This window comes from Candidatus Accumulibacter phosphatis (assembly GCF_012939955.1).
Taxonomy (GTDB): Bacteria; Pseudomonadota; Gammaproteobacteria; order Burkholderiales; family Rhodocyclaceae; genus Accumulibacter; species Accumulibacter delftensis.
Map to the genome: position 1 here is coordinate 1 of NZ_SPMY01000078.1, position 15533 is coordinate 15533.

A 15533-nucleotide genomic window follows, 5' to 3' on the forward strand; every position below is an offset into this window, starting at 1 on the left:
CCGACGAAGAGTCCCGCATCATGCCGGTCGCCGGTGGCGGCTTCGAACAGGCCTACAACGCCCAGGCGGCGGCCGATGCGGCAACGATGCTGATCGTCGCCACCGGGGTCACGCAGGCGCCCAACGATAAACAGCAGGTCGAGCCGATGCTGGCCACCCTCAAGGCGCAGGCCGAGGTGCTCGGCGCCGTGGAATGCCTGATCGCCGACAGCGGTTACTGCAGCGAGAAGAACATCAAGGCCTGTGAGGCGGCCGGTATCGAGCCCCTGATCGCCGTCGGACGCGACGAGCATCATCCGGATTGGCGGGAGCGCCACAGCGAGCCGGCCCCCTTGCCCGACAATGCCACGCCAGTACAGGCGATGTCCCATCGGCTGAAGAGCAAGGATGGACGAGCGCGCTACGCCTTACGCAAGCAGACGATCGAGCCGGTCTTCGGGATCATCAAGTCGGTGATGGGCTTTCGCCGCTTCTCCCTGCGCGGCTTGAAGAAGGTCACCGGCGAGTGGACGCTGGTTTGCCTCGCCTGGAATTTGAAGCGCTTGGCCGTATTGCGTCCACAGTAGGGAGAATGAGGGGAAATCCCTTGGAAACGCCAAAAAACCAGGGAAATCCGGCTTTTTGTCCCACATGGTGAAACGCGCCGACTTTGCCGACGGGTAGTCCGACAAGCTGCTAGAGAAATATTCAGCCTTGCTGTAGCCGTAGGTGTGATTGTCGTCCGCTGGACGCGCCGCCAAGGTCAGCATCCACAGCGCCATCAACGCCCCTGCGAGGTTCACGAATGACTCGATGGCATCAGACAACAGCCCGACCGAACCGGTCAGCCACCACGCCACGCCTTTCAGCAAAATGGTGGCAATAGCTGCCGCAATGGACAGCCATGCGTAGCGTGTCAGCGACGTGGGAAATGTGACAGCGCTTTCCATTACTCGGATCCCTTTACGATCGTGTTGGCCAGTCGGCCGATAAGCGCTCGTGCCGGGAGGTTGCAGGAACGACCAGATCAGTCATCGTCATCGTGATCCTTGCGACCGCGTTTCCAGTCGTGCTTGCCGTCCCGTTCGCCACCACGGCCTCGGATGTCATGTTCGTCCGCGCTTCGGTGACACTCGACGCAATTGTCGAAATCACGAATGCCTTCCTCGATATGCTCGCGACGGATTTTGGCCAGCGAGTGCTCGTGGCACCCGTAGCAGGTGTAGCGGCTGTAGTCATTGCCCAGATGACAGGTCACACAGCGCGCATTGTGGTCGCGGTCCAGGACAAAGTACTTGTTGTGATCGAAGCTTGCCGGTAGCCACTTCTCCTGGTTGTGGCACTGGCCACAGTTGCCGCTGATCTGTTGGTGCAGAGAGTCGGCAGGTGCCTTGTGGCACGAATGGCACTGCTGGAGCGTGTCCTTCTTCAGCAAGGCATGGTTGAAACGCCCTTGCTGCCGGAAACGCTTCACTCCTGCGTGATCACTATGGCAAGCGACGCAGTCCTGAGTGGCGAGCTTCTGGTGGAAGGGGGTCGTGGTGAGCGGCTTGGCGATCGACAGGCCGACAGTTGTCAGGCGACCGATATCAGCCGGTTTGTGACAGCTGATACAGAGCTCGGAACTGGCTCCCATGAGGGGCGTGTGACAGGCAAAGCAATCGGAGTCCAGTTGCTGGTGGCCGGGAATCAGCTTGCCTGGTGCGACCATCAACTGGGGATAGACGAAAGCCAGAATCGCCAGCACGATCAGATTGGCCGCCAGAATGATCTTGACGATACGGCTCATATCCAGCCCCAGAACAGGAAGATGCTGATGATGTGGCCCAGCGCCAAGGTGGCGAACACGATGAAGATCGGAATATGCACCTTTCGCCACAGCGTCATCGCATCGACTGCTACCGCATCCCAGAAGACGGCCTGCTCCGCTTCTGGCCGCGACAGACCACGCAGTTGAAAGCTGTCGCGCTGACCCTGCACATGACGGCGCGAGCGATCCAGCAACAGTTTGCCGACCATGCCGCTGATCACGTTCACGCCCATGGCCACTGTCGCCAGCCAGGGCAGGATGGCGTTGAAATGGATGCCGGCATGGATCAGCACCATCAGCGAGCCGAGCCAGGTACCGATCTCATGCAGGGTAAGCAGCGATTTCGCGTTCCCGGTCGTGATGAACTTGCGTTTGCGCAGCGAATAGACCAGCGAGCCGATGATCAGGATCGTTCCCGGAATGCCCATGTAGCGGCCGACCCACACCAGGTTCAGTCGATGCAGCAGGTAGTCGCCTGCCAGGGTCGCTGCGGCCAGCATACCCACCAGCAGGGAGAAGGGCAGAACATGCTGCCGCCAGAGCGAGGTCATTATCTATACCTCCAGGGTGACGCTGGTCCTGGGCACACAGACACAGAGCAGGCAGGTGCCCGTTTCCGGATCGTAGTCCGGCGGTTGACGGTAGGCCACCTCACCGGCGCGGATCGTCGTCTGGCAGGTGCCGCAGCCGCCAGCCCGGCAACCGGAGTCGACCGGAATGCCGTTGGCCTCGGCGAAGGCGAGCAAGCTGCCGGCAGTGGGTTGCCACGGAAACTGTTTGCCCGACTTCGCGAAGGTGACGACGATGTCGCCATCCTCCGCTGCGTTCGGTGGCATCGCGGCAGCGCTGGTTTCGGCTTGCTTGCGGAGGACCGACGCGGGGCCAAAGGCCTCGAAGTGGATGTGGGCGTCGGGCACACCCCAGTCGCCGAGCGCAGGCACCAGGCTTTCCATCAGCTGGGCGGGGCCGCAAATATAGAAGTGGTAGGGCTTGAGGGCCAGTTTCAGGCGCAACAGCGCCAGATCGATGCGGCCCGAATGATGATAATCGCGTCCGACCACTTCTTCCGGCAGGGGCTGACTGAAGCAGAAGAACAAGTGGAAGTTCGGATGTGCGTCTGCCAAGGCCGCAAGATGCGCTCTCATCACCAACTCGCTGCCGTCGCGCACACCATAAAAAAGCCAGACCTCGCGGCCCGGTTGTTCGAGCACGCACCAGTTCAACATGCTTAGCATCGGTGTGATGCCAATGCCGCCACCGATAAGCACCACCGGTGCATCGCTGCGGTCGATATGAAAATGTCCAGCGGGCGCACGTACCTGGAGCAGGCTGCCAACACCTACCTGGTCGTGGAAGAAGTTTGAGGAGCGCCCTGCTGGAAGTTGGCTCCCCACTGGCGGCGATATCCGTTTGATCGAGACGCGGTAGCTATCGGGGCGCGGCGCATCCGACAGTGAATAGCAACGGATGATCTGTTCCGTGCCCGCCGTCGTCGGCAGGTCAAGGCGAAAGGTCAGAAACTGTCCTGGCAGAAAAGGCGGCAACGCTTGCCCGTCTTCCGGCACGAGGTAGAACGAGCAGACGGACTGCGCGACATCCTCCGTCACCTTGCGCTCGACCCTGAACGTCCGGAAGCCTGGCCAGGAAGCAGTGGCAAGTTCGCTCTCCGCCGTCGGCACGGGGCCTTTGACGGGCAGGTTGAACTCCACTGCACGGCCGCGCAAGGCCTGATACTCCTGCCAGTGACGCCAGAAGCCGACACCCAGATAGATCGCCACCTGCAGCACGATTCCCGACGCAATCCAGAGGAGCAAATGGAGTGAAGTCATCATTGTCTGTTTTCCACAAACCCGGAGCTTCTGCAACCGATCGCGAGCGACTGACGGTTGAGACCAGCGGACACGTTGGCCAGCATCGTGCCGCGCATGGTCACCGGCCCCGCTACCGGATCGATCGCGTGCGTTTGACAACGAGCTTGCTCGACCACGGCATCGCTGGTGGGTGTAGCAGTTGTTACGTGATACTTACTGCCCGGTTAGAAACCACGACCAGGCCCCATGCCGCCGCCGGGACCCATGCCACCGCCACCCGGACCCATGCCGCCGCCTCTGGCCGGCGGTTCGGCGGGCAGTGTCACACCACGCGCCTTGGCGCGCTCCTGCATCTGCTCATGATGTTCCTTGCGGAGCTGCTCTCGCTCCTCTGTAGTCTTCGTGGCCCGCATTTTGGCGCGATATGCCATCTGCTCCTCTTGCGTCATGAGTTGGCTGCCATAGACTTGTTCCTGTTTCTGAACTTGAGCCTGTTCCTTGGCCGCTTGCGGATCGGCTGCCAATGCGTACCCGGCAGACAGTGACAAAGCGCTTACCAACGCAGATAGAACCAACGTTTTCCGTTTCATGATTTACTCCTGTGGTGGGTTGTCTGGAGCGGATGAGCATAGCCACCGCAACCCTGTTCAGTGGTCGTGCCTGATCTTGCAAGACGACAAGTGCGGAGATGGTTCGCTTCCCGCAGACGCGAAACACCCTTCTCAATGGGCATTCAGCTCGCCGACCCTTACCCCTGTCGCTTACAGTGATTTTAGCAACCGCAGGTGAACAGGGTCTGAACGGAGGCCTCTCCAGAGTAGGCGGTGCATGAGCGTAGGCTTGAGGGGGAGGGAATCAAGGTGTTTCTGAAGACCAGGCGGATGGGCGGCGTGACCGCTCTCCGCGCGATCGTTTCCGTTTGTTCTCAGCGAACATAGCAGCCGGCACCTTGGTGATCGGATTCGCTGAAACGCGAATAGCTCCTTTGGCCGAATTCCCGCTCGACAACAGACTCCTGCGGCCGTCAGCTTTGTGATCAGTAAGCCGACATAGGACTTGCAGACGTCATCAGACGGGTTGGGGTCGATCGCTGCCAGTGGCCTGAAGAATCTGAACGACTGCTCTCAGTCAGATGCGGCCTTTGGCGCTCGGCCTCAGCAGTAACTGGTCTGGCTGGCCGCTTGTGGTTTGGGAGCGGCCACTGAGCTTTCGTGGTTTGGTGACGGCAATCGACCCAATGCGGACCGACAGGTAGCCGCCTGCTGAATGGCAGGTAAAAAAGTAGAGCTGCCGTTCCAGCCGAGTGCTCGCTGGTAATTTTTTGGCCAAAGCAGACAAACGACGCTGCAGCTCTTCCTACGGGCATCACGAGATATGTCCTCGATCGCCAAAAGCGCGCCTACTCAAAACTTGAAGTCTCTGATCTCTCCATGGTTTGTTCACTCTGTTCTTGGCTTTCGATGATTTTTGAAAGACGCTCATTCATCTCCTCTATCAATGGCATGAGTTCTTCATCACCCGTTGGATTAAGTTGCTTCAAATATTGCAAACGATGACGCATGATTGCCGCGAGGGAGCCAGACCAAGAGTTCGGTTGAAAACGACTTACTAGCGTTTCGAGAACCTTCCTTTTCTCAGGGGCTAGAGCTAGAAGGTTTATAGCGATGTTTGACACGCCTATAACTGCTTCATCACCACTTTCCCGCGGGTTTGATCTTTCAAATAGCTTGCAGGTCTGTGCTGCAAATACGCATCTGTCGCCAGGCGAGACCTTGCACCACTCAACCAATAATTTATCTGGCACAGCGCCAATCGCCGTGTCGCCATGCCTATCGAGCCGGATAGTGAGCATGAACAAAAGGTCAGTGTGCTTGCTCTTGGTATAAACAACATCCAAAGTCTCGACCGGGCACTTCAAAAAAAAACGGCAAAAGAACTTTGCCAAGGCGGCGCGGGATTCTCCGTTGCCCAGAATGCTCCTGTTGGATCAAACGGCTAATTGTTTTAACCGCAGCTTCTTGTGGCCCTTTGCTATCTAAAGCAAATTTTATTATCTCAACAAGGTGATGAAGCAAATTATCGTTCGCAAAGTCAATCAAACTCCAATCAAGGTCGCCGACAAACTTCAAGCAATAGGCTTGCAACTCCGTCTTGTAGTGCTCGTCCTTCGTGTCCGTACAGTGCCTTACCATACAAAGAACATCAATTGCGGCAGGCAAGCCTCCGTCTGGCTTTGTCGCGAGTTGCGATAGTAATGTAGAGACTTGTCTTACCGTGAGAGGGTCTGTTCTTCGTCCGCAACCCAAATTTGTATAAGCGCGGCAAGACGCTCGACCAACTTCTAAGGACTTAATGAGTCTCAAGTAGCCCGCTTGGTCAAGCTCAATTGCGAGCTGCAGACTCGGGAATAACGCTCCCCAAATCTCATCTTCTACAGCTTCGTCGAGAAACGCAGAAACTTCGTCAGGCTTGATCTGATTCCAGCCATTGATTAACCCGTGGATGAACTGCAGGTCAAATCCGTCGGTAGGAGGGTGCTCAACCAAGGGCCTAAGCCGCTCAATTATTTGTTGCACAGAACGTGATGCCTGGCCTACGCCAATACCAAAGCACCTGACCTTGTTGGTGGTATTTTTAATTGATACGAACGGCGCAAGGTCAGCGAGCATATCATCCGCATCCTGCGCGGCAGCTTTCCCCAGTGCCGTGACCTCTGCATGGGCTTTGACATGCCAATCCGTCGACGAGTCTGGTTCAAAGTCGTCATCTAGATCAACGCCGAATGATCCGCTCGACAAGACTTTCGCTTGAAGTTTTGCGCGAAGGTCCCTGGGTGAAAGTTGTTTTTCCAGGCTCTCCAGCTTATCGAGCGATGCTGGGTCGATATGCCCCCGATCGAAATGTAGTGTGTTGCGAATGCCGAGCCATCCATCCGGCCACCCATTGACGGGTGCCAATTCTCGTGCGGCGTCCGTCAATTCTCCGCTCATTTGCGCGTTACCCCATAAACCCCTGAAGGCCTCTCCCAATATCGCCCGAGCCTGGGCTCCGAACGCCGTGGCTGTCTTGCCAAGATCAACAGCGATTTGAACGAACGGGGCGTGCCAATCCTGAATCTCCTTGAGCGTTCGTGGATACCATCCATAACAGCGCTTCAACGCCCCAAAGTCAAAGCCGTAGTGAGATGAGAAATGCTGAGATTCAAGCCCTGAGCGAAGAAGATGCAATGCCACCTTTGACTGTTGAGCATCTCCAGAAAAAGCTAGCGCCCTGACGAATGCTGAACGCTGTTCCGGAGAGGCCAGTGTTCCGGATAGACGAGAGTAAAAAAAGTGATTGTAGAATATCACGTGTCGAGTAGGAGTCGTAATCGTCGGGTTCCTTCAGTGCAAATTGCAACAGAGCCGATGCTGCATCGTCAAACAAGCCAGGCTCGTAGGCTAGGGATCTGAGCAGACGAGCTGAATATGCTCGATTTGGGTTGTCTAATGAAATAAAATTATTTGTTTCGACCGCACGACGTAATGCATTCAGCGCCGCACGTTGATTTACAGACGCAACGTTTTCAAGGATTTCCCTCTTGAGTGTGCTTAGGCTAGAGACTTTGCCCAGAAGGCCATCCGGTTCTAACCATGCTCCCACAATCTGCTGGGCATGCGTCGATTCGTGCAAATAGCCCAATCGCCTTGAGAAAGAACGCACAACTCGTTCTGAGGCATCGGCGACAAATCTTTTAACCAGTAGACTCGGATGGCTGGATTCAACGGCATTGAGGGCAAGTCGGTTCGCTATTGCATGGGGCAGAATCGCTTTCCACTTCCCTCTTTCTTGAACTAACCCACGTTCTTGAAGTTCAGAAACGTTTCTATAAAACGTTGGAATCGTCACCTCAGCAACGGCTGAAAGAACAGCCAATTCGGACGTTTCGCTTACGTCCTCGACATCGAATGAGTATAGTAGGCTGGCAGCCTCGGCACATCGTTGAAGCTCGTCGTTCTCAATGTGATTCTGGACAAACAGGCGCGTGAAGAGCTCATCATCCCGAAGCTGCGCCAATTCACCTTTGGATTCAGAGGTTGATGCCAAGGCAAATGCAACTCGTGCGTTTCCATCGGAAAACTCAACAATCTTGTGGATGTCAATGTCCGTTAGAGCTTGGTAACGACGCTTGAGTAGTCTTGTGATGACTTCCCCAGACGCTTTTTCCAGTCGGTAGCATGCCGTGCCGTCAGGTAAGTCGTCTCTGATGTCGTATTCAATCGTTACAAGACGAATTTTGCTTTCCGGTCGCTGTACTATTTCGGTGAGCTTTCGGTGGATATCCTGACCGCAGTTGTCAATAACCACGACGCAGTCCGCATCTTCTTGTAGCAGCGCTTCAAGCATTGCGGTTGGTTGAGGAGTTGGGTTGTCCGAGAGATCGGTATAGAGGACGTTCTCTTGGTTAAGAGCCGCTGCTGATCCGTCGATGCGGTTATCAAACAGCGCTTGAACGAGTCGCGTCTTTCCGACTCCAGAGAGCCCTACTATTCGTGCCGACGCTCCGTTTATTGCTAGCTCTCCGCGCAGTCGTTTGATTGCGAGCGTTACAGAAATGGCCTCGTCAGTGCTGGGAACGAATACCTCTATTTTGTCGTCAAGCAGGTACTCGTCGTCAAGAGATGTTTCGTGATAGGCCCATGGGCCATAAGGTTTCCATCCTTCGATGGGCTTTCCGAGAATGCTTCGTAACCAAACCAGTACGCCGGGATAATTGCCAGCCCAATCGGCAATTCTTCGGCTGTCGTAAAAATCTAGATGAATGCTGCCAGCTAATCCATGCGTCGTTAAGCAATCGGACATGGCTTTTCTTCGTTTCTTCAAGAAGATGTCCGAACAGTTGTCTTTCGTGGAGACTATGATGTATGCGCCGGAGCACGTGAGCAACTCCTTGATTGCTGGTCGCAATGCCGCTTTTGGGGCCATTTCGCCGGGAATTTTTCTTGGTGGGAAACTTTCGGCTTTAACTTGATAGGCGGTTGCATTCCTTGGGACGTAATTTGATACTGTTATTGCTGATGAAATATCCACCCGAACATCAACGCCACCATCTTTTGCCCGCTGATCGCCACCCCAAGTGACAGGGGAGGTCCCAACAGAATGACGTCGAAGTTCCGCTTTGCATAGTCGAGCAACTAACTCTCGTGCTTGCTCGTCATCAAGCTGTTGAATGGCCGATGAAGTAATTTCGAGGAATGGGTGCATTTCAGTCGACCGTTAGAGACATCGCACAAGGAGCGCGTAAGCGGCGACAGACCACGGTTGTCGCCATTGGCAGATCATACTGGAAGCAGGCCTTTAAGCCGTTTGTTCCATGAAATAGTCCTCTGCGTTTCGCAGCAACGGCCGGTCCGGCCGAATTGAGTGCATTTGCCGTCTGGCAGCTTGCGAAGTACAGCAGCCGTTCAGATGGCTGCTTTCCGGAATCATCGAACGACAGCAATTGGCCGGCTGCCGACCGACGCCATCCTGCGCCCACCGGCTGCTTCGCGCCACGTAGCGGCCGGTCAGACAGAAAAAAAGTGAGATGCGCAGCCGAGTGACCGCTTACGGCTGATTGCTCCAAGTCAAGGTTTTTAAGCAAAGTCGCGGCCGGGTGCTCCTGACTGACCGTGACCCGGCCCGTGTCGATCAGCGTTGCGGGGTGCTACTGCTATTCTCTCCGCCCGAAATCCACACGGTGGCGCAACCGATGGCCGAGAGCTCTCACGCGGTTGACGACAACGCCATCTTGATGCGTTTCAAGCCAACATCGACGGTTTCCGCTAACTTGGCCACGCTCGGATCGTCGAAGGGCTTTTCTACCGTCCATTCGCAGAAAGAAGCCATGAGCGCCGCCCGTTCGACGGAAAGCCGTGAGTCGGCCAGACCAGATTCGATAATGGGGATGAGCGCTGCGGCGGCCCTGAGGCGGTGGATTTCCGGGGTTGAGGGCGGTGGCTGTTTGGACATTCCATCATTCTAGCGAGGAGCAACGCCCTCGGCTACGGTGTGCCCATCATCAACCATCGCACTCGTCTCTGTCATCGCTCCGCCGATCGAGTTTCGTGGGCTACCAGGCTCAGAGCCTTTGCTCGGGCGCGCTCGGGTTGCGGCTGAGGCTACGCCTGCGCGTCAAGGCAAGGATTTCCAGGAGGCATGCTTCAACCGCATCCCGATTTATCGAAGCCCGACACTTCCGGTGTGCGCGCCCTTCTTGCTGCCTGACGCGCTCCCTCGTGACGCCAAGCGGTGCTGGTTGGGCAGAAGAGAGCGCTGGGCATGGGGGTCAAAGGTAAACCGGTGGAACGGCGCTGGTCGAAGCTGAAAGAACGGCTGGTGATGACTGGCAGGTCTTGAGGGCGGCCAGGATTGGGCGGGTGTTCGGCATGTCCGCCATCGGCTACCGACACATCAAGTCGTTCACCGCGCGATGATCAGGAAGCTCTCTGTTGAAGAATCGCCACGATTTCCTTCGCATTCGGGGTACAGCCTTTCGCGTCAGGGCGCAGATCAAACGCCTGGTTGAGAACGTCCGCAATGAAAACTGCTCCGCTCGTGCGGAACGGCCGCGTATTTTGAGCCCGAAGAGGATGTCTGCCGTCTCGACCCGGTAGCTATCAAGGTTCGATAGCTCTTGTGCGGCGGCACCGAGTGGATTCCACTTGGGAAGGACGTTCGCCAAAGCCGTGACTTGTTCTTCGTTCTTCTTCTTCCCCGGTGTTAAGCGCATAACCCAGGCCGGAACCGATGGTCTCGCAGGACCTGCTCCTGTTCGGCTTGCCATGTGCCTATTTCATTCCAGCCGTCGATGTGAATGGATCAATCGAGTGTCGGGAATCGCCCTCACTCGCTGCCAGTGGGGCGCGGAATTCCGAGTGACTGCCAGAGAAACTGGAACGAAATGGCCCGCCGGCCCTGCTGGGCCGCGCCCTGCTGTTCTTTTGCCTCATACATTCTCAGCAAACCTTTCACACGCTCCAACCCGGCGGGCGTATCGATGGCCTGCCGAGGAGTTTTGCCAGCCAGCGCCTCAATCGGCTCGTCGGCCCACTGAGCGTACATCTCATGGAGAGCCGTTTCCATCAGCTCGGCCATCGCTTCCGGTGACAAATCGAGGTCATCGGCGGCGGGCTTCGTTTCTTGACCGGCGGGCCCGTTGCGCATCAGTCCCGCGGGGTCGGACAACTCACGGGAAAGAAATTGAACGGCATCGCCTGCAAGTGACTGGAACCAGGAGCGACCTTCGGCCGCGTAACGCTGCGTCGTGTAGAACACCGTGATCTTGTCGCCACGCGCCTCGACATTGACGGTCGCGAGCGCGCGTGTCTGTCCGTCATCGCAGTCGATCAGGCGATTCCAACCGGACTCGCGGTCGCCTTCGAGGTCGCTTTGCGCAGAGAATGACTGCGTCAAGTCATCCCAGTCCGTGACGCGATAGTGGTCGGTAATCAGCAAAATGGGCTCGCCCGAATGCGCGTCCCTGAGCGCTGGCATCGGCATCGGAGCGAAGAATTGAGCGAGCCAGCGCCGTCGAATGATGAAGCTCAGCATATCCGGCAGGTCTTCCGCTGGCCCGTCGAACCGATCAATGGCCGCGCGCATGTGCTCAACAACGAGCGGTCCGGTACGAGGCGTGAACGCGTAGGCAGCACCAGATAGCTCGTGATGATCAGCAACGTCCATGATCCGAGCGCCCATTTGTATTCCGAGCATGGAGGCTTGGCTACCGGACTTTTCGCGCACGACGATTGGCGGCGCGTCAAAGTCGAGCGAATCGCACAGCGTCAGCTGCTGATTCGGTTTGACGTCGGTAATGTCGTACAAGCGCAAAGGGCGCTCCGCCAGTTGCTTGATCCAGTTGCGCTGATCCACCGTGAATAGCGGCCCGCCGTGACCCAGCAGGTATTCCGATACTCTCTTTTGCTCGCCGTGAACGAGAATCTGGCCTTCAGCACACAGCCATTCCGTAGCGTTGAGTTGAATGCTGCTCTGCGTCGGCCGGTCCTGAGCAAGAAGTGCGTCTTGTTCCGCTTCGGTCAAGTTATCGTAGAGCATCCCTCCAATGGCCGCACCGACCGCCTTGCGATGTTTGTTTACGAGCCAGTCAATGGCGCGCTCCACTGCCCCGGCGTGGCCTTTCGGTTCGGGTTCAACGAAATCCGTGCGACCACTAGCGCAGCACTGCTTGTATTTCTTGCCGCTGCCGCATGGACAGGGGTCATTTCGCCCGATCTTGTAGGTCACTTGCTGCACTCCAATCGATGTCGTAGTCACTGCCCGGCCTGAAGTAGGGCACCCACCTGGCGGGAACCTGAACAACCAAGCCGGTCTTCGGATTGCGCCCGTTCCGCGGTGGCCTGTAGTTCAGTACAAAACTGCCAAAACCGCGTATTCCAATACGGTTGCCTTGCGCCAGAGCCTCGCTCATCCGCTCAAGAATCGCTTTGACAGCAAGCTCGGCGTCTTTGGTGGTCAGTTGTGGGAAATGTGGGGCGATCCAGGCGATGAGTTCGGAACGGGTCATGCCGACATTTTAACGACGACCAGCGCCCAGACGGCGACAGGTTCCACGAGCAATTCAACGATTCTGAGCTGTTCGGCGGCGTAACGGGGTCGATCAACGGCGGGGTCAGAACGGCCTGTTGAGCATCGCTCGTGGGGTCAAGGGCTTGCAGCACTTTACGTACCTTTGCGACCTGCGCCGCTTCGAACCCGTCGGCCGAACACGCCGCGTTGCCGATCTTCATCGACGCCCCATTCCCGCGTAGTGCGGGCAGACCTTGTTGGCCTTCTGGCTGGCTTCGGAGTCATCGCCCAACGATCACCGTTCCTGACGACAACCCGCAGTATCTCAAGTCGTCCGCACCGGCGTCCGAAACGTGACCCTTTTGGGCGCTTTTCCCCCGCGCACGCAAAAGACTGGGTGCTACAAATTCAGCCATGCCCGCCAGCCTTCTTCTCGCCACTCCCGGTATTCGATCGCCGCAAGCCTTCGACACGCTCGATTGGCCAAGAGGGAATCGATGAGCGGCCTCTCTCGCGCAGGCAAGCTGACTGCCCTGGCTTCCGACATTACCGCTGCCGAGGTCGATGTGGGTTCGTTCGCGTTCCTGGGGCAGGCCTTGGTTCAGACCACCTTGCCACATAGTGACCCCGGGGTGTCCAGCTTCGAACGAACGAGCGGGCCCGTGTCACTATCGATCATCGCCAATCCGAGATTCGGTCTCCCCTACGGCACCGTTCCGCGGCTTCTGCTGACGTGGATCTGCACGGAGGCCGTGAAGACCAAATCTCCGATGCTTGGCCTCGGAAAAAGTCAGAACGAGTTTCTGCGCAAGCTGGGAATGCGGACCGATGGCCGCGATTGCCAGCGGCTTCGTGCGCAGGCCGTGAGGCTCTTCTCGTCGACGCTGTCCATCGCCTATCAGAGACACGGACGCTTCGGCCTCAAGAACATGCTCATTGCTGATCAGGAATTCGGCTTCTGGGATCCCCACCGGCCGGACGATCGGCAGCTGTGGGAAAGCCGCCTCAAGCTATCGGACGATTTCTTTCGCAACCTAACCGAGTCGCCGGTACCCATCGACATGCGCGTGCTGTACGCGCTTTCCAAGTCGCCGATGGCAATGGACATCTATTCCTGGCTGGTCTACCGCATCTTTGTCCTGCGTGTCACCCAGCGTCCGAGCGTCCTCATCCCCTGGCAGTCATTGAAGCTTCAGTTCGGTTCTGACTACGGCGACACGCCTCGCGGCCTGCTGGACTTCAAGAAACAATTCCTCCTGAGACTCAAGGATGCCTTGCTGTTCTACCCTGAGGCCAATGTTTCCGCGCCGGCGACAGGACTCCTTGTGGCGGCCAGTCGGCTACGTATTTGCCATACAGGTGGGGCGCGACTGTCTTCGCTGTAGTCCTGGTTGCTTAGAGCTCGTCTCGGCGGATGGTGTTTTCCCTCGGGTTGCCGCCTGATTTGCTTTCTCGACATCTTGCCCGCTACGGCTTCACCACCGTTCTGTAATGGCGTGATTGCCTGACGCCGCGTACGGCAGGCGGCAACGGGCGGCTTCACGACCTGCCGAGCAATAGCGCGTGAATCCTCCCTCTTGCCTGTCTGACGTTGCAGCCGGTCTCGACTCGGATCTCGGCGCTTTCCGGCCGTACTCCCTACCCAGCCAGTTTTTCACGGTCACGAACCCTACAGTTCGGGCGTCCGCTGCGTAGGCGTCAAGAGCCCTGCCTTCGCCAATCTTCTGCACGGCCGTCCTGGCAACCGGGTTTTCGCCGACTACCACCACCCTCTCCGGGCCATGCTGTGGGATTGGTCGCTTTTCCCTTGGCTGGCGGGTTTTTGTTCTCCGATCCTTGACTTCGCTGCACGGCGTCGGCACGCAGGGACTTCTGCCCGCCCGATTGGCGCGGCGTCAGCAGGTTATCCACAGGCGGGGCACCCCCTTTACTTGTAAAGATACTTGAATATTACTTGTAACTACTTGAGGGGGCCCTCAAAGCCATGCCACGCAAGGCTTGCAGCCGAGTTGGTGAGAGCGTTGTCACGTAGTGCTGAGAGCGTTGTCACGTACTCGTGAGAGCGTTATCACGTGGATAACTTTGCTCCTCCTCTGGAAGCCCCTTGTCGCCTGGGTTTGCGGCGGATGGCGTTTGAGAGCGTTGTCACGTGGATAACTTTTCTGAGGGGCCTTTTCTGTGGATAACTTTTTCCGAAAAGCGGCCCGAAAGGACGCTTTTCGGGGACTTGCATTTTTTTCAGCCATCCGTAGAATCGTTCTGGATAGCGTCCCGATCGGCGCCGCTCGCGGTGGATCGGAAACGTGGCGGGGCGCTCATTACGGAGGAGGAGAACATGCGCAACGAACAACCTGAACAATCCGGACTGATCACATCACTGGCGTCGCATTGCTGGCGCCTCTTGAGTCTTCGCGGCGACTGGAAATCCATGCCGGACTCGGCAGCTTTCGTCGGGCTGGCCATGGGCGCGACACTTCTCGGCGGCCTGACGGAACAGCTGGTCAGGGGCCGGTCGCTGGACGTAGCCGTCCTCAGCGCCGTGGTCTGGCTGGGATTCATTCTCGCCGTGTCCAGACACGGCAGGATTTTCAATCGTCGGTTTGCCGGCGCTCTCGCCCTGCTATCGATTGGAATCGAGGGGCTGCTGGTGCTCACGATCTGGATTCCAGCGGCCGAATGGCCGGTAGCGATCTGGGCCGGCATTGCCGTCATGCACCTGCTTTTCCAGGCGAACGATGCGGGTGCGGCGGCTGGGCGCTGACGCCGGTTAGCATCGAGCGCCGCTTGCCTCCGATGAAAACGCCGGTCGTCGACCTCAGAGGTTGTGAATTTTTTGTCTTTGGGCCCGTAGAGGCGTCGTTTCCCTGGTAGGGCCACCATAGGCCGGAATATGCCTTATCGATAGTGCTGACTGCGGTTAGCCCTTGATCGATCCATTTTTCACGTGTTTTCCTCGGTTACCCGGCGATTTGTGGAACAACGGACGTTCCTGTCCCTATCCCAACCAAGTGGGGTGCGAGCGTGACAGTACGCATCAGGTTATGTGCCAAGGCGAAGAGTAGGGCGACCGCCTTTACTTTCTTCAGCCCGCGAACCCGTAGTCGATTCAGACCCCGGTTGCGTGCCAGGGCATTCACGCATTCGGCCGTCGATGCGCGACGCTTGTAAATGATCTTGGCTTCATCACTGCCCATCCGCTGACGCCATTGGGCGACCGCCGGGCTGTCTTTGGGTTTCGGTTGGTGGATGTCGACTTCCGAGTTCCTGGCCTTGGGCACCGGGGCATAAACGGTCGTGTTGTCCGCGACTGCGTCGACCTGTCCATGGCCCGGATAGCCCCCATCAACCAGCCAGTTCTCCGGGACCTGGCCACAGCGTTCGCTGAC

14 protein-coding genes and 1 pseudogene are annotated in these 15533 nt (G+C 57.5%); 3 read left to right on the forward strand and 12 right to left on the reverse strand.

The features are described 5' to 3' along the window. A partial coding sequence (locus tag E4Q23_RS20630; RefSeq protein ID WP_169068371.1) for a transposase occupies window positions 1-566 on the forward strand: 566 nt, incomplete at its 5' end. A 93-nt stretch (window positions 567-659) separates the two neighbouring features. Here E4Q23_RS20630 and E4Q23_RS20635 read toward each other — a convergent pair. The 11 genes and pseudogenes from E4Q23_RS20635 to E4Q23_RS20685 all read right to left on the reverse strand — a co-directional run. Then, a pseudogene (locus E4Q23_RS20635) lies at window positions 660-929 on the reverse strand (cation diffusion facilitator family transporter); the annotation flags it as partial. Window positions 930-1006: 77 nt separating this feature from the next. Continuing rightward, window positions 1007-1768, reverse strand: a complete 762-nt coding sequence (locus tag E4Q23_RS20640) for a class III cytochrome C family protein (RefSeq protein ID WP_169068372.1) — start codon at window positions 1766-1768, stop codon at window positions 1007-1009. Then, window positions 1765-2340 carry a hypothetical protein gene (locus E4Q23_RS20645; protein WP_211203871.1) on the reverse strand — a complete coding sequence of 192 codons (576 nt, stop codon included), beginning with the start codon at window positions 2338-2340 and terminating at the stop codon, window positions 1765-1767. Before E4Q23_RS20645 ends, E4Q23_RS20640 begins: the two co-directional genes overlap by 4 nt. 3 nt (window positions 2341-2343) lie before the next feature. Next, window positions 2344-3621 (reverse strand): 2Fe-2S iron-sulfur cluster-binding protein, encoded by a 1278-nt coding sequence (locus tag E4Q23_RS20650; RefSeq protein ID WP_248595624.1) that lies wholly within the window; start codon window positions 3619-3621, stop codon window positions 2344-2346. A 203-nt stretch (window positions 3622-3824) separates the two neighbouring features. Then, window positions 3825-4190 carry a hypothetical protein gene (locus E4Q23_RS20655; RefSeq protein ID WP_169068373.1) on the reverse strand — a complete coding sequence of 122 codons (366 nt, stop codon included), beginning with the start codon at window positions 4188-4190 and terminating at the stop codon, window positions 3825-3827. A gap of 809 nt (window positions 4191-4999) precedes the next feature. Beyond that, window positions 5000-5497, reverse strand: a complete 498-nt coding sequence (locus E4Q23_RS20660; protein ID WP_169068374.1) for a hypothetical protein — start codon at window positions 5495-5497, stop codon at window positions 5000-5002. Next, window positions 5463-6833, reverse strand: a complete 1371-nt coding sequence (locus E4Q23_RS20665; protein ID WP_169068375.1) for a hypothetical protein — start codon at window positions 6831-6833, stop codon at window positions 5463-5465. Before E4Q23_RS20665 ends, E4Q23_RS20660 begins: the two co-directional genes overlap by 35 nt. Continuing rightward, window positions 6802-8844 (reverse strand): hypothetical protein, encoded by a 2043-nt coding sequence (locus tag E4Q23_RS20670; RefSeq protein ID WP_169068376.1) that lies wholly within the window; start codon window positions 8842-8844, stop codon window positions 6802-6804. The genes E4Q23_RS20665 and E4Q23_RS20670 overlap by 32 nt, the downstream gene beginning before the upstream one ends. Before the next feature lie 501 nt (window positions 8845-9345). Beyond that, on the reverse strand, window positions 9346-9591 hold the full coding sequence (locus tag E4Q23_RS20675) for a hypothetical protein (protein ID WP_169068377.1): 246 nt from the start codon (window positions 9589-9591) through the stop codon (window positions 9346-9348). 873 nt (window positions 9592-10464) lie between these two features. Further along, a complete protein-coding gene (locus E4Q23_RS20680; protein ID WP_169068378.1) occupies window positions 10465-11865 on the reverse strand; it encodes an SEC-C metal-binding domain-containing protein in 1401 nt (466 codons plus the stop codon). Further along, window positions 11840-12145, reverse strand: coding sequence for an integration host factor subunit beta (locus E4Q23_RS20685; RefSeq protein WP_169068379.1), 306 nt, complete (start codon window positions 12143-12145; stop codon window positions 11840-11842). The genes E4Q23_RS20680 and E4Q23_RS20685 overlap by 26 nt, the downstream gene beginning before the upstream one ends. Before the next feature lie 499 nt (window positions 12146-12644). Between E4Q23_RS20685 and E4Q23_RS20690 the strand changes: the two genes are divergently transcribed. Beyond that, window positions 12645-13532 (forward strand): replication protein RepA, encoded by an 888-nt coding sequence (locus tag E4Q23_RS20690; protein ID WP_169068380.1) that lies wholly within the window; start codon window positions 12645-12647, stop codon window positions 13530-13532. Between the two features lie 950 nt (window positions 13533-14482). Further along, the gene (locus E4Q23_RS20695) at window positions 14483-14908 is read left to right on the forward strand and encodes a hypothetical protein (protein WP_169068381.1); all 426 of its coding nucleotides are present in this window, start codon (window positions 14483-14485) and stop codon (window positions 14906-14908) included. A gap of 196 nt (window positions 14909-15104) precedes the next feature. On the opposite strand, the gene E4Q23_RS20700 is transcribed toward E4Q23_RS20695, so the two are convergent. Next, the coding region (locus tag E4Q23_RS20700; protein ID WP_211203873.1) for a transposase at window positions 15105-15533 on the reverse strand (429 nt) is incomplete at its 5' end.

Excerpts from the sequence above, each read along its gene's own strand:
- E4Q23_RS20640 (WP_169068372.1), bottom strand. The coding sequence starts at position 1,768 with ATGAGCCGTATCGTCAAGATCATTCTGGCGGCCAATCTGATCGTGCTG.
- E4Q23_RS20645 (WP_211203871.1), bottom strand. The coding sequence starts at position 2,340 with ATGACCTCGCTCTGGCGGCAGCATGTTCTGCCCTTCTCCCTGCTGGTG.
- E4Q23_RS20650 (WP_248595624.1), bottom strand. The coding sequence starts at position 3,621 with ATGATGACTTCACTCCATTTGCTCCTCTGGATTGCGTCGGGAATCGTG.
- E4Q23_RS20655 (WP_169068373.1), bottom strand. The coding sequence starts at position 4,190 with ATGAAACGGAAAACGTTGGTTCTATCTGCGTTGGTAAGCGCTTTGTCA.
- E4Q23_RS20670 (WP_169068376.1), bottom strand. The coding sequence starts at position 8,844 with ATGCACCCATTCCTCGAAATTACTTCATCGGCCATTCAACAGCTTGAT.
- E4Q23_RS20675 (WP_169068377.1), bottom strand. The coding sequence starts at position 9,591 with ATGTCCAAACAGCCACCGCCCTCAACCCCGGAAATCCACCGCCTCAGG.
- E4Q23_RS20685 (WP_169068379.1), bottom strand. The coding sequence starts at position 12,145 with ATGACCCGTTCCGAACTCATCGCCTGGATCGCCCCACATTTCCCACAA.
- E4Q23_RS20690 (WP_169068380.1), top strand. The coding sequence starts at position 12,645 with ATGAGCGGCCTCTCTCGCGCAGGCAAGCTGACTGCCCTGGCTTCCGAC.
- E4Q23_RS20695 (WP_169068381.1), top strand. The coding sequence starts at position 14,483 with ATGCGCAACGAACAACCTGAACAATCCGGACTGATCACATCACTGGCG.